The following is a 14899-nucleotide window of genomic DNA, read 5'->3' on the forward strand; positions in this document are numbered from 1 at the left end:
TCGCCCTCTAAAATTTAAAGCAATGATATTTTATTAAATAAATTTACTTCAATTAAATTTTAATTCTTCGTTTTATTCCGAGGGATAAATATTAAAATCGTGCCACTGGCACAATTTTAAGCTATTTATCTGTCCTCGCACTAGCGAGTTTGCGATTTTAGAATTTTGAAATTTAGAAATCAACAATTTTTGGAGTCAGATATTCGTGCTTGAGGATTTGTATATGCTTTAAGAGTCGGCTTTATGCCGACTCTTATTTTTTATTCATTTAGAGCTTCTTTTTCTCTATTTTCAATTTCTTCAATATTCATTTGTATTTGTGCATCTTCAAGATCTTTATTTTCATAGTCTATATCAAAGTCATTATAAACTTTCATACCTGTACCTGCTGGTATTAGTTTTCCTATGATTATGTTTTCTTTTAATCCTTTTAGATCATCAACTTTACCTTTTATTGATGCATCTGTTAAAACTCTTGTTGTTTCTTGGAAAGATGCTGCTGATAGCCAAGATTCTGTAGCAAGTGATGCTTTTGTAATTCCTAGAAGTTGTTGAGAATATTCACATGGTTTTTTGCCTTCTTTTTCCATTTGTTCGTTTACAATTCTTACTTCTCTAATTTCTTGTAATGAACCTGGTAAAAATTCTGTATCTCCAGCATCTTCTATTTTTACTTTTTTAAGCATTTGCTTTGTAATAACTTCGATGTGTCTATCATCAATTTCTACACCTTGAAGTCTATAAACTTTTTGAACTTCTTTGGTTATATAATCTTGAACTCCAATTTTTCCCAAAACTTTTAAAACATCATGTGGATCAAGAGAACCTTCTGTAAGTTGTTGTCCCTTTTCAACCACATCTCCTTCTGAAACTAAAAGTCTTGCTCCAAATGGAATATTGTATTTTTTAGAATATCCATCTTCAGATAAAATTTCAACGTCAGTTTTCTTATCGTTTTGAATTAGTGAAACTGTACCAGAATTTTCTGCAATAAAGGCAAGTCCTTTTGGTTTTCTTGCTTCAAACAACTCTTCAACCCTTGGAAGACCTTGAGTGATTCCAACTCCTGCGATTCCTCCTGAGTGGAAGGTTCTCATTGTAAGCTGAGTACCCGGCTCACCAATTGATTGAGCAGCTATAATTCCTACAGCCTCTCCAATATTTACCTTTTTACCTGTAGCAAGGTTTCTACCATAACATTTTTCACAAACACCATGTTTAGATTTACATTCAAGAACTGAACGAAGTTTAACTTCTTTAATTCCATTTGCTACAATGTTATCTGCCTTATCTTCATCGATAATTTGGTTTTTACCAACTATAAGTTCTCCATCATTATCATAAATATCTTCAAATGATGTACGGCCTACAATTCTTGTAAATAAATTTTCAATTAATTCATTTCCATCTTTAAACTCATGGGCAATTACATATCCATCTGTACCACAATCATCTTCTGTTACAATAACATCTTGAGAAATATCTACCATTCTTCTTGTTAGATATCCTGAATCGGCAGTTCTTAAAGCTGTATCTGTAAGTCCTTTACGAGAACCGTGAGTTGAAATAAAGTATTCTTGTACAGAAAGTCCTTCACGGAAGTTTGCCTTTATAGGAATTTCTATGATTTTTCCATCTGCTCTTGACATAAGTCCACGCATTCCACCTAATTGTCTGATTTGGTTTGTAGAACCACGGGCTCCAGAATCTGCAAATATTTTAATATTATTATCAGATTTTAATTCATCAAGTAGGGCAGCTGTTACTTCATCAGTAGCTTCTCTCCAAATATCTATAACTTTTTCGTATCTTTCATTATCTGTTATAAATCCACGTCTATAAAGTTTTTCATACTTATCAACTTCTTCATCAGCCTTTGAAACTATATCCCATTTTTGGTGTGGAATAGTAACGTCTGACATTGAAACTGTTAGTCCTGAAAGAGTTGAGAATTTGTAGCCAGTTGATTTTATATAATCTAGAACTGAAGCTGTTTTAATATTTCCATGTTTTCTAAAGCAACGATCAACAATTTCTTTTAATACACCAGATGATGTAACTTGATCAACTTCTAGAGAATATGGGTCTTCTTTTCTATTTACATATCCTAAATCTTGTGGAATTCCTTCATTGTATATAAATCTACCAACAGAAGAATTTACAATTTTTCCAGGATCTTTTTCATCTTTTTTAATTCTTACTCCAACTTTTGTTTGAAGGGTAACATCATGATTTAAAAGAGCTTTTTTCATTTCTGAAATATCTTCAAAAATCATTCCTTCGCCCTTTGCACCTTCTTTTATAGTTGTTAGATAATATGCACCAAGAACCATATCTTGAGATGGGGTTGTTATTGCCTTACCATCTTTTAAACCAAGAATATTGTTTGTTGACATCATTAAAAGTCTTGCTTCAATTTGAGCTTCATTTGATAAAGGTAAATGGATTGCCATTTGGTCCCCGTCAAAGTCCGCATTAAAAGCAGGACAAGCAAGTGGATGAAGTTTCATAGCCTTACCTTCAACCAAAACTGGTTCAAAAGCTTGGATTCCAAGTCTGTGAAGTGTAGGGGCACGGTTTAATAAAACTGGATGGTCTTTTATTACATCTTCAAGTATTTCATATACTCTTGGATCTTTTTTCTCAACCATTTTTTTAGCAGATTTTAAATTGTGGGCAAGGTCTTTTTCTACAACCTTATTCATAATAAAAGGTTTAAATAATTCTAGAGCCATCTCTTGTGGCAAACCACATTGGTTAAATTTAAGATTTGGACCTACAACTATTACAGAACGTCCTGAATAATCTACCCTTTTTCCAAGTAAGTTTTGTCTAAATCTACCACTTTTACCCTTTAATAAATCTGATAGAGATTTCATATTTCTGTTTGATGCACCTGTTACAGCACGACCACGTCTACCATTATCTATAAGAGCATCTACAGCTTCTTGAAGCATTCTTTTTTCATTTCTTACAATGATTTCTGGAGCTCCAATATCTAGAAGTCTTTTTAATCTGTTGTTTCTATTTATAACTCTTCTGTATAAATCGTTTAAATCACTTGTTGCAAATCTTCCACCCTCAAGTTGAACCATTGGTCTAAGTTCTGGAGGCATAACTGGAAGAACATCAAGTATCATCCATTCTGGTTTATTGCCACTTGTTAAAAATGCGTCGACAACTTCAAGTCTTCTAGAAATTCTAACTTTCTTTTGTCCTTTTGCATCTTCAAGTTCTTTCATTAAAGATTCATATTCTTTTTTAAGATCCATGTTAGCAAGAAGCTTTTTAACAGCTTCTGCTCCCATTTCAGCTTGAAATTCTGTATCATCTGGATAATTATCTAGAGCCTCTGAATACTCGCTTTCAGATAATTCTTGTTTTTCGTAATATTCAGTTTCTCCTGGATTTATTACTACATAGGATGCGAAGTATAATATTTTTTCCAAAACTCTTGGACTCATATCTAATAGTAAACCCATTTTTGAAGGGATTCCTTTGAAATACCATATATGACTTACAGGAGCTGCAAGTTCAATATGTCCCATTCTTTCACGTCTTACTTTAGATTTTGTTACTTCAACACCACATTTTTCGCAAACAACACCCTTATACCTAATTCTCTTGTATTTACCACAAGAGCATTCATAGTCCTTGGTTGGTCCAAAAATTTTCTCACAGAATAAACCATCTTTTTCAGGTTTAAGTGTTCTGTAATTGATAGTTTCTGGTTTTTTAACCTCACCATGGGACCATGATCTGATTTTTTCAGGAGATGCTATTTTCATCCTCATAGCACCAAATTCTTGTAATTCTGACAAAAAATCCCCCTTAATCTTCTAGCTCTTCTATTTCTTTACTTGTAGATTCTGTAGATTCTACTTTTTCATCTTCTTTTTTTGATAGATTTGCTCCACTAAGTTTTTTGGATTGACTTCTGATTTTTGATGCATCAATCTTTTCAACTTCTGAGAACTTATCTTGTTCATCTATATTTTCTTTAATTTCAATTACATTTCCATCTTCATCTAGAAGTTCAACATCTAGGGCTAGAGATTGTAATTCTTTTACCAATACTTTGAAAGATTCTGGTGTACCTGGTTCTGGAACATTTTCTCCCTTAACAATAGATTCGTAAGTCTTAACTCTACCTGTAACATCATCAGATTTTACAGTTAGCATTTCTTGAAGAGTATGACTTGCACCGTATGCTTCTAGGGCCCAAACTTCCATTTCTCCAAATCTTTGTCCACCGAATTGTGCCTTTCCACCTAAAGGTTGTTGGGTTACAAGTGAGTAAGGTCCAATACTTCTAGCGTGAATTTTTTCTTCAACCATGTGGTGAAGTTTTAGCATATACATTACTCCAACTGTAACTGGGTTATCAAATTCTTCTCCGGTTCTACCATCACGAAGTCTGATTTTTCCTGTTTTATTTACATATGGAGCTGTTTTTTGAGCTTGTTCAAGAGCTTCTTCTATTTCTGTATCCAAAGCACCATCAAATACTGGTGTAGCAATCTTCCATCCCATAGTTCTTGCAGCAAGACCCATGTGAACTTCCAAAACTTGTCCGATATTCATACGTGAAGGAATACCTAATGGGTTCAAGCAAATTTGAATTGGAGTTCCGTCTGGTAAGAAAGGCATATCTTCTCTTGGCATAATTCTTGAAACGACACCCTTGTTACCGTGTCTACCACACATTTTATCTCCAACCATAATTTTTCTTTTGGTTGCTACAAAAACTCTAATAACTTTATTTACACCTGGAGATAATTCGTCTCCATCTTTTTTGTTGTATTCTTTAACATCAACTACAATACCACTTTCTCCGTGTGGAACTGTAAGTGATGTATCACGAACTTCACGAGCTTTTTCTCCAAAGATTGCTCTTAATAATCTTTCTTCTGGAGATAATTCAGTTTCTCCTTTTGGTGAAACTTTTCCTACCAAGATATCGCCACTTTTAACTTCAGCACCGATTCTTATAACTCCATTTTCGTCAAGATTTTTCTTCATGTCGTCACCAACATTTGGAATATCTTTTGTTATTTCTTCAGCGCCAAGTTTTGTCTCACGAGCTTCGCATTCATGTTCTTCTATATGAACTGATGTTAAAACATCATCCATAACTAATTGCTCATTTAAAAGCATAGCATCTTCGTAGTTGTATCCTTCCCATGTTGTAAAGGCTATAAGGATATTTTTACCAAGGGCAAGCTCACCTTGTTCTGTTGAAGGACCATCTGCGATTATTTCGTTTGCCTCAACATGTTCTCCAAGTTTTACAATTGGTCTTTGGTTAATTGTTGTTCCTTGGTTTGCACGTCTAAATTTAAGAAGCCTATAATAATCAATTTCTCCATCAGAATCTCTTTTAATTCTGATTTTTTCATCTCCAACATAAACAACTTCTCCAGCGTTTTTGCTTATTACACAGACTCCTGAATCTTTTGCAGCCCTGTGTTCAATTCCCGTAGCAATTATTGGTGCTTGGGATTTTAAAAGTGGAACTGCTTGTCTTTGCATGTTGGCACCCATTAGAGCACGAGTTGAATCGTCGTTTTCTAGGAAAGGAATTAAACTTGCTCCAACTGATACGATTTGTTGAGGAGAAACGTCCATATATTCTACAGTTTCTCTTGGATAAATATCATTCTCACCATTAATACCACGACCTGATACACGATCATTTATAAATCTATTGTTCTCATCAAGTGGTTCGTTGGCTTGGGCAATTATGAAATTATCTTCAACATCTGCTGTTAAATAATCTATTTCGTCTGTTACGTGGCCATCTTTTCCAACTTTTCTGTAAGGTGTTTCTATAAATCCATATTTATTTATTCTTGCATAAGTTGTAAGAGATGTGATTAGACCAATGTTTGGTCCTTCTGGAGTTTCTATTGGACAAATTCTTCCATAGTGGGAATCATGAACGTCCCTTACTTCTACTCCTGCCCTATCTCTTGAAAGTCCACCTGGTCCTAGTGCTGATAATCTTCTTTTGTGAGTTAGCTCACTCATTGGATTTGTTTGATCCATAAATTGTGAAAGCTGACTGGATCCGAAAAATTCTTTTATTACTGCTGTAACTGGTTTTATATTTATAAGTCCTTGAGGAGTTGCAAGGTCAGGATCTTGAGTTGTCATTCTTTCTCTTACAACTCTTTCCATTCTTGCAAGACCAATTCTAAATTGATTTTGTAATAATTCTCCAACGCCCCTAACTCTTCTATTTCCTAAGTGGTCGATGTCGTCAACATCTCCAATTCCTTCGAAAAGGTTAAATTGATAATTTACTGCAGCAAGAATATCAGATTTTACTATATTTTTTGGACAAAGTTCTTTCTTTCTTCTTTCAATTTCATTTAAAATTGATTCTTTATCTTCATTTTCATCTAGTATTTCTCTCATTACTGGATAATATACTTTTTCTGATAATTCAAGATCTCCAAGATCAAATTCTTCTAATTCTTCAAAAGCATCAAGATACACAAAGTGGTTTCCACAAATTCTTAATTCTTTGTCTTCACCGTCTTCTTGTTTTACAATTATATCTACAACATTAATTCCACTGTTTTCTATATTAATAGCAGTAGATCTATCTATCATTTCTCCAGCTTTTACAAAAAGCTCGCCTGTTTCATCACTTACTACGTCTTTTGCAGAAATTTGATCTATAATTCTGTTGTGTAAGGCTAATTTTTTGTTGTATTTGTATCTTCCTACTTTAGCAAGGTCATATCTTCTATCGTCGAATAAAAGATTATTTATTAAATTTTGTGCAGATTCAAGACTGGCAGGATCACCCGGCTTTAATTTTTTATAAATTTCTATTAAAGCTTCTTCGCTTGTTTCTGAATTTTCTTTTTCTAGGGTATTTCTTAAATGTTCTGTATCACCTAAGGCTTCTATTATTTCTTCGTCGTTTTCAAAAAGTAAAGCTCTTACAAGAGTTGTAGCTGGAAGTTTTCTTGTACGATCAAGTCTAACATTTACTGTATGAGATGCATCCGTATCAAATTCTATCCATGCTCCTCTGTTAGGTATAACTGTTGAAGAATACATTTTGTTTCCTGATTTATCAAGCTCTGATGCGTAATAAACTCCAGGACTTCTTACAAGCTGACTTACAATAACTCTTTCTGCACCGTTTATTACAAAGGTTGCTGAATCTGTCATCATTGGGAAATCTCCCATAAATACTTCTTGTTCTTTTACTTCTTCAGTTTCCTTGTTAATAAGTCTAGCCTTAACTTTAAGGTCTCTAGAATATGTTGTATCTTTGTATTTTGCTTCTTCTATTGTATATTTTGTTTGATCATCAAAATCATATCCGACAAATTCAAGTATTAAATTGCCATTATAATCTTCAATTGGGGAAATATCTTCCAAGATTTCTCCCAAGCCTTCTTCGACAAACCACCTATAAGAATCTTTTTGAACTTTTAATAGGTTTGGCAAGTCAAGAACTTGAGGAAATTTAGAAAAGCTAACACGTTCAGTTTTACCAAATAACTCTTTATGATATTGCACTATAAATTACTCCTTTATCTTGCTTTAAGCCTAAAACTTTGCTTATGACCTTTTATGTATTTTGGGGCTTTTTTTAATTAAAATAAGCCTTTTTTACATAAATAAAAAATCTCGCTAAATTAGAATTCTAGCAATTGTTTATTATATCACTCCATGCTAGTAAGTGTCAAATAATTTAGGAGATTTTTAAAAATTATTTTTATCTCTATAGAATTTTTTACTTACTATATATTTTTTTATGACTTTGTCAAATAATCTTAGTCTATATAATTTGTTTTTATTTGGTGATTTTTTCCTTTTAATTCTTCTATAGCATATCCTAAGATAAGACCATGAACTGGGTAGAAATTTTCTTCAAGATTTAATTTTTTTATAAATTTCGCATTTTTATCAAATCTTTCGAACATTCCTCTTATATAGCAAGATCCTATTTCAAGGTCAGTTGCTTTTAGGGACATATTTTCAATTATACAAGCTGTATCTTCAAGTCTTGTAACATGTCCATCTTTGGCTGAAATTATTATTAAATATGGAGCTGAATAAATTGGATTTGCTTTTGGATCATTTACAATTTCTCTTGCTTCTTCTAAAATTTCTTTTATAAAATCCTTGTTTGTAATCACAGTTATAGCCATATTTTCATATAAGCTTCTTCCAACTGGTGCCTTTGTTCCTGCTTTTACAATTTTTTCCAAATTTTCTCTTTCAATTTTTTTATCTAAAAATTTTCTTGTCGATACTCTTTTGTCTATCACTTTATCAAATTCCATAATATCTCCCTTCTTTTCTTTATTATACTATAAATAATTTTATCAAAAATATTTTTTATAATTGACTATATTTCATACCCTTGTGGTATAATTAATTTAAATAGGAGGATTTGATGAAAAAAATCAGTAAGTTTTTTTTAAGTTTGGGAGCAATTTATTATTTATTTTTAAGCTTGGCTCTTTTTTTGGCAAGTTTATTTTCCATGTTCGTTGATGGGAAGTATGTTTTTGCTATTTTTGATTTGTTGGGTTTTTCCAATATATCTCTTTCTATAATTAAGCCTATTTTATTTGTGATGCTATTTTTACTTTTTATATTAATTGCATCAATAGACAGAAAGATTTTTAAATCAATTAAAAACGGAGAATATTTTTTATTTAATATTTTTACAGGATTTTTCTTTATTTTTCTTTCTATTATAGGGCATGTTTTTTTGAGAGATAAGATTTTTATACTTGCTTATGTTTTTAATGCAATTTTAATCATTGGCTCAATGCTCGCACTAAAGGAAAAAAGTAAAGTGTATTATGAAGAAGAAAACTCTTCTGAAAATATTGTTTCTTTTCATGATTTAGAAAATCAAAAAAATATTGAAGACGAAAATGAAAAAGTAATTGATGATGAAGCTACCATTAATGAAAATATGGAAGATGATAAATCTAATGATGATATTGAAATTATAGAAGTTAATAATAGCGATGAGTCTAAAGATACAGATAAATCAAATTTAGATCAAGATAGTGAAAAAGAACAAGTAAAATTTAATGAAAAAGATACGAGAGAAAAGTAAGCCTAGCCTTACTTTTTTTTGAAATTATTATGAAAGGGTTTTTATGAACGAAAAATATTTAAATCTTCTTAGAGAAAATTATCCAAGTAGGACTCATTTGGTTGATGAATTAATTGGTTTAAACGCAAAATTATATCTTCCAAAAGGAACCGAGTACTTTTTTTCTGACCTTCACGGTGAGGCTAAGGCTTTTATTCATTTATTAAGATCAGCTGCTGGAAACATTAGGGATAAAACCAGCCAATATTTTGGCGATACTCTTATTAAAAAAGACCAAGATGATCTTGCAAGTTTGATTTATAATCCTGAAATGGAGCTTGTAAGATTAAAGGAAGAAAATATTATTGATGATGATTGGTATACAATCAACATTCACAGACTTGTAAACTTGTTTAGATTTGTTTCAACCAAATATCCAAAAGATACGGTAAAAGAAAAATTTCCTACAAATTACAAGGAAATTATCGATGAACTTTTGTATACCAATGATTCTGAATTTAATAAAAAACTTTATTATGAAAAAATAATCGAAAATATCATTAGATATAAGGCTGCCGATGATTTTATTATAGTTTTATCTTCTCTAATTCAAAGAATTTCTGTTGATAGCCTCCACATAGTTGGGGATATTTACGACAGAGGTCCTGAACCTCATGTTATTATGGATGAGTTGATTGCTTTTCCAAATGTTGATATTCAATGGGGAAATCACGATCTTGCCTGGATGGGAGCTGTCAGTGGAAATAAGGCTTTGATTGCAGCTTGCCTTTGTAATGCTTTTTCCTACAATAATTTTGACTTTCTTGAAGAAGGTTACGGGATAAATTTAAGACCTCTTTATGAATTTTCTATGAAAACTTATAGGGATGATCCTTGTGAGAGATTTATGCCAAAAATTTTTGAAGAAAATATTTACGATAAGGTCAATAAGGATGTTGCTGCAAAAATGTTTAAGGCAATGAGTGTAATTAGGTTTAAATTAGATAGCTTGCTTCTTGAAAGAAATCCAGAATTTAATATGGATGATAGGAATTCATTAAAACATATTAACTTTGATGATATGACTTACAAAAATGCCAAACTCCTTGACACAAATTTCCCAACTATAGACCCAAAAGATCCTAGCAAATTAACCTACGAAGAAGAATTTATTATCGATACCCTCCAAAAGGAATTTTCAAAAAATCTTCTTTTAAATAAGCACATTAAATTCATGTATACAAATGGTTCAATGTACAAAAAATCTAACGGGTCTCTCCTATTTCACGGTTGTATTCCAATGGATGAGGATGGAAATTTCCAAGAAGTGAAAATAAATGGCAAATCCTACAAGGGTCGTGCCATGCTAGATATTTTTGATAAACTTGCAAGAGATGCTTATTTTTCAAAAGATCCAAAGAAAAAAGAATTTGCCCAAGATATATGTTGGTATTTAGTTTGTGGCAAAAAATCTCCAATTTTTGGCAAAAGTCAATATTCGTATTTTGAAAATTTATTAGTAGACGATAAAAATTTAAAATATGAAAAAATGAATGCTTATTATGATTTAAACAAAAAAGAAGAAATTTGCGATAAAATTTTAGATGAATTTGATTTAAAATGCGAAAGAAGAAGAATCATAAACGGTCATGTCCCAGTTAGGGTCAAAGAGGGCAAAAAACCCGTAAGAGCAAACGGAAAATTGTATGTAATTGACGGCGGAATTTCTAAACCCTACCAAAAAAAGACAGGCATTGCAGGCTACACTTTGATGTATAATTCCCACCACGTTGCCCTTGCCGAGCACGTTTCTTATTCTCATATCAGAGATAATATGGGTGCCTACACCCCAAAAATTTATGAAACCGAAAAACTCATTCCAAGAATGCTAATAAAAGATACAGACGAGGGAGAAACAATTAGAACGAGAATAGAAGTTTTAAAAGAAACTCTTAATCTCATTGATAATGGTAAAAATATTTCAAACAAATAAAAAAATCTTCAAGTTTTGCTTGAAGATCAGACTTTAGACAAAGTCAGTTTAATAATTCATTAATGCTTTAAAAATAAAATTACGCTAAAACCCATCTCGACTAAGTGAGTAAAACGAACGCATGGAGAGATCTCATGAGATTTCTCCGCTCGTTGCACTCGGTCGAAATGGGAATTTTTTTAGTTTTTCAACAGTCTAATCTTCAAGTTTTGCTTGAAGATTTTTCTTTATTATTTATTATTTTTACTTTTCTTTGTTGCAAAGAAATATGCAATTCCTGAAAGGATTAAAACTACAAGAACAATTCCTACAGATTTTACTCCTGTTCTTACAAAGGAACGGCTTTTCTTTGTGGCAGGTTGTTTTTTAACTGCAATTCGACTTGGAGTCGGTGGTGTTGGATTGCTTTTAAATGCATTATTAATTTCAGCTTTTAATTTTTTAATACTTTCTAAATTAGAATCTTCCTTATCAGGCAATTCATTTATAGATTCTGCAAATTTTTCTTGATTTTCCTTTGATAACTTATTTTTATTTTTTTCAAAGTATTGTTTAAGTTCATTGTATTTATTTTCAAATTCATTTCCATCTAAATTCTTATAAGCTAAATTATAAGCATTAACCAAAGCATCTACATTATTAACTTTTTCCTTATTATTAAGTTTATTGTAAGCTGATTTTATAGACTCAAGACTTTGGTTAAATTTATCTTTTAAATTTTCACTAGATTTTTTATAATAAATAGCTTTTTTTATTTCTTTTTCTTGATCAATAATTTCTTCTAAAGTTTTAAGATTAGCTTGTCTATTTTCCTCTTCTACTTTTGCATTATGAGCTTCAACTTTTTCATTCAAACTTTTAATTGCATTTTCTATATCATTAAGATTTGATTTTTCATTATCTAAAACTTCTTTTTCAGCTTTTAAATCAAGACCAGAGTTTTTATTTTTATCTAGACCTTCTTTTAAAACCTTTTTAAATTCTTCTAGTTTTTTGTTATAATTTTCAATATTTAATTTAGTATTTTCAAGATTATCTATTTGTTCTTTATAATCTTCATAAGTTTTATAAGATTCATCTGAATCTTTGTAATCTTCAAGTTCTTTTTTTAAATCATCAGACAAAGAATCTGCCTTTAAGTTTAAAACTTCTTCTTTTAAATCTTCATATTGTTTTTTTATATGAGATAATTCAATATTTTTAATAGAATTTAAAATATCATCTTTTCTATCTTCTGAATATTCAGTATTTAAATCCTTAATTAATTTTTTATAACTTTTTTTATCATCTTCTGATAATGCTTTGAAAGCATCAGATTCCAAAAAGTCATTAGCTTTTTTTATAACTTCCTCTGGACTTAATTCTTTATCTTCATTTTCATCTACAGCTGGTTCAGCATATGCTATATTAATATTACTTGAAACTAGGCTATTAATTGGGGCAAACGCCAAAGATAAACCAAGTCCCAAAATTAAAATTTTACTATTTTTTTTCATAATTTCTCTCTCCTGTTTAACTTCAATAATTATTATATCAAAATTTTTAAAAAAATTGTAGTTTTTATCAAATTTATCTTAAAGAAAATATATGTTATCATATATGAAGAAAGAATAAAAAAGAAAGGAATAATATGCAAGACTTACATTTACACTCAGATTTTTCTTTTGATTCAAGCACAAATCCAGAAGAAAATATAAAATCAGCCATAAAAAATGGTATAAAAATAATGGCCTTTACAGACCACATGGATAATTTTTGCCAAAATTCTAGAGACATCTCCTTTGACCTTGAAAAATATTTTTCTACTATATATAAGCTTAGAGAAAAATATAAAGATCAAATAAAAATTTTAGCAGGAATTGAAGTAGGTATAGCCTATGAAAATGCAGATAAAATAAATAAATTTATTGAAGAAAATCCTTTTGATTTTGTAATAGGCTCGATTCACGCGGTAGAATTTGAAGATGTTTGGTCAAATAGAAAAAATATAGAAAAAAATCCAAAATATTATTATAGAAAATATTACCAATATATGCTAGATTCTGTAAGATCCTGCAAAAATTTCTCAGTTTTGGGTCATATTGACTATATCGACAGGTACATTGAAGATAAATCAGTAATACCAGATTTTTCATTTTATGAAGATTTAGTTGATGAAATTTTAAAAGAATTAATAAAAACAAAAAGAGGTTTTGAATATAATACAGCAGGATTTAGAAATAATTTAACACATGCCAACCCAAAAGATAAATTATTAGAAAAATATAAAAATTTGGGAGGAAAAACTCTAACCCTAGGCTCAGATTCCCATTTCCCAGACACAATTTCCTATAAAATTGATGAAGGAATAAAACACTTAAAAGAGATCGGCTTTGACCACATTTCATATTTTGAAAATAAAAAAGAAAAAATTATAGAAATTTAAAGGCTCACAAAGAGCTTCAAATTGAAGAAAAGGTATATAAATTCTCATGCTAAGAATATCATAAGGAAAAAATTGATTTGATTTCAAATTTAAAAATTCGTCAAAAATCGCACTCTAAAATTTAAATCTATAATTATTTATTAAATAACTTAAATTCAATTAAATTGTAACTCTTCGTTTTATTGCGAGGGATAAATATTAAAATCGTGCCACTGGCACAATTTTAAGCTATTTATCTGTCATCGCGTTAGCGAGTTTGCGATTTTAGAATTTTAAAATTTAGAAATCACCAATTTTTGGAGTTAGATATTCGTGCTTGAGAATTTGTATACGCTCCGTGCTCAAAAAAGCCTTTATTCATACATTTTTTTATACTCAGACACATCTCCCCTGTGGGTTACTATATTGTAGCCTGCTTTTTTTATTCTAAGTTCCAAACAATTTCTGCATTCAGCAGCCTCATCTCCTGTGCAAATTTTATTATCATATAAAGAATAAAGCTCCCTATAAGATGTTGGGGACAAATTTGGCATTAGGACATTTGCTCCTGCCTTTAAGCCTTCTTCCCTACCAAAAGGATTTATTGTTCCAAGAGCCGTTGTTGCTGGTATCAAAGAATATGGAAACATTAATCTTAAAATAGAAACCAGTCTTAAAGTTTTTTTGTAGGATCCATTTTCCATATTTTTAAATGGAGTATCGTGTTGGGATAAATATGGACCGATTCCTATCATATCAGGTTTTAATTTTTGTAAAAATCTTAAATCTGAAATTAAATCTTCATCTGTTTGGAAAGGAGATCCCACCATAAAGCCTCCCCCAACTTGAAAGCCAATTTCTTTTAAATCAAAAAGAGCCTTTCTTCTATTTTCAAATGACATTTCTTTAGGATGAATTTTATAATAATGATCTTTGTTTGAAGTTTCTTCTCTTAATAAAAACCTATCGGCTCCAGCTTCAAAAAATGACTTGTAAGATTTTTTTGATCTTTCTCCAATAGACAAGGTAATGGCACAATCCGGATGAATTCTTTTAATTTCTTTTACAATTTTACAAATATCTTCATCTTTAAAAGTTAAATCTTCCCCGCCTTGGAGAACAAAAGTTCTGTAACCTAATTTGTAACCAATTTTTGCACACATAATAATTTCATCAAAAGAAAGCCTGTACCTTTTGACATTTGAATTTGATTTTCTTATCCCACAATAGTAACAATCATTTTTGCAATAATTTGTAAATTCAATAAGTCCTCTGACAAAAACATCTTTTCCATAAATTTCTTGCCTTACAGAATCAGCTTTTTTCGCCAAATATTCATTATATGTGTCGTCTTTTAAAAATTTTAAAAGTTCTCTATCAGAAAAATTTTCAGCTTTTACAAATCCCATTATAATCCACT

At 30.6% G+C, this 14899-nt stretch carries 8 protein-coding genes; 3 read left to right on the forward strand and 5 right to left on the reverse strand.

The window, feature by feature from the left end:
* Positions 1 to 260 precede the first annotated feature (260 nt).
* From rpoC to BN3265_RS07215, 3 genes are all read right to left on the reverse strand, one after another.
* The gene (gene rpoC, locus BN3265_RS07205; RefSeq protein WP_058990910.1) at positions 261 to 3821 is read right to left on the reverse strand and encodes a DNA-directed RNA polymerase subunit beta'; all 3561 of its coding nucleotides are present in this window, start codon (positions 3819 to 3821) and stop codon (positions 261 to 263) included.
* A gap of 10 nt (positions 3822 to 3831) precedes the next feature.
* On the reverse strand, positions 3832 to 7542 hold the full coding sequence (gene rpoB / locus BN3265_RS07210; protein ID WP_058990912.1) for a DNA-directed RNA polymerase subunit beta: 3711 nt from the start codon (positions 7540 to 7542) through the stop codon (positions 3832 to 3834).
* Positions 7543 to 7799: 257 nt separating this feature from the next.
* The gene (locus BN3265_RS07215; RefSeq protein ID WP_058990914.1) at positions 7800 to 8312 is read right to left on the reverse strand and encodes a nitroreductase family protein; all 513 of its coding nucleotides are present in this window, start codon (positions 8310 to 8312) and stop codon (positions 7800 to 7802) included.
* Positions 8313 to 8425: 113 nt separating this feature from the next.
* Between BN3265_RS07215 and BN3265_RS09690 the strand changes: the two genes are divergently transcribed.
* Both BN3265_RS09690 and BN3265_RS07225 read left to right on the forward strand, forming a co-directional pair.
* A complete protein-coding gene (locus BN3265_RS09690) occupies positions 8426 to 9103 on the forward strand; it encodes a hypothetical protein (protein WP_058990916.1) in 678 nt (225 codons plus the stop codon).
* 43 nt (positions 9104 to 9146) lie between these two features.
* Entirely contained in the window at positions 9147 to 11075 is a 1929-nt protein-coding gene (locus BN3265_RS07225) for a fructose-bisphosphatase class III (protein ID WP_058990918.1), read from the forward strand.
* A gap of 230 nt (positions 11076 to 11305) precedes the next feature.
* Here the strand turns inward: BN3265_RS07225 and BN3265_RS07230 are convergent, their stop codons facing one another.
* The gene (locus BN3265_RS07230; RefSeq protein ID WP_058990920.1) at positions 11306 to 12571 is read right to left on the reverse strand and encodes a hypothetical protein; all 1266 of its coding nucleotides are present in this window, start codon (positions 12569 to 12571) and stop codon (positions 11306 to 11308) included.
* 134 nt (positions 12572 to 12705) lie between these two features.
* Here BN3265_RS07230 and BN3265_RS07235 point away from each other — a divergent pair, with 134 nt between their 5' ends.
* On the forward strand, positions 12706 to 13500 hold the full coding sequence (locus BN3265_RS07235) for a histidinol-phosphatase HisJ family protein (RefSeq protein WP_058990922.1): 795 nt from the start codon (positions 12706 to 12708) through the stop codon (positions 13498 to 13500).
* 353 nt (positions 13501 to 13853) lie between these two features.
* Here BN3265_RS07235 and hydE read toward each other — a convergent pair whose 3' ends face one another.
* Positions 13854 to 14888, reverse strand: a complete 1035-nt coding sequence (gene hydE, locus BN3265_RS07240) for a [FeFe] hydrogenase H-cluster radical SAM maturase HydE (protein ID WP_058990924.1) — start codon at positions 14886 to 14888, stop codon at positions 13854 to 13856.
* Between the last annotated feature and the right edge of the window lie 11 nt (positions 14889 to 14899).

This window comes from Anaerococcus rubeinfantis, assembly GCF_001487145.1.
In the GTDB taxonomy this organism is placed as follows: Bacteria; Bacillota; Clostridia; order Tissierellales; family Peptoniphilaceae; genus Anaerococcus; species Anaerococcus rubeinfantis.

What these genes read in the sequence shown, in the direction of transcription:
- hydE (WP_058990924.1), bottom strand. Translation starts at nt 14,888, where the DNA reads ATGGGATTTGTAAAAGCTGAAAATTTTTCTGATAGAGAACTTTTAAAA.
- BN3265_RS09690 (WP_058990916.1), top strand. Translation starts at nt 8,426, where the DNA reads ATGAAAAAAATCAGTAAGTTTTTTTTAAGTTTGGGAGCAATTTATTAT.
- BN3265_RS07215 (WP_058990914.1), bottom strand. Translation starts at nt 8,312, where the DNA reads ATGGAATTTGATAAAGTGATAGACAAAAGAGTATCGACAAGAAAATTT.
- BN3265_RS07235 (WP_058990922.1), top strand. Translation starts at nt 12,706, where the DNA reads ATGCAAGACTTACATTTACACTCAGATTTTTCTTTTGATTCAAGCACA.
- BN3265_RS07225 (WP_058990918.1), top strand. Translation starts at nt 9,147, where the DNA reads ATGAACGAAAAATATTTAAATCTTCTTAGAGAAAATTATCCAAGTAGG.
- BN3265_RS07230 (WP_058990920.1), bottom strand. Translation starts at nt 12,571, where the DNA reads ATGAAAAAAAATAGTAAAATTTTAATTTTGGGACTTGGTTTATCTTTG.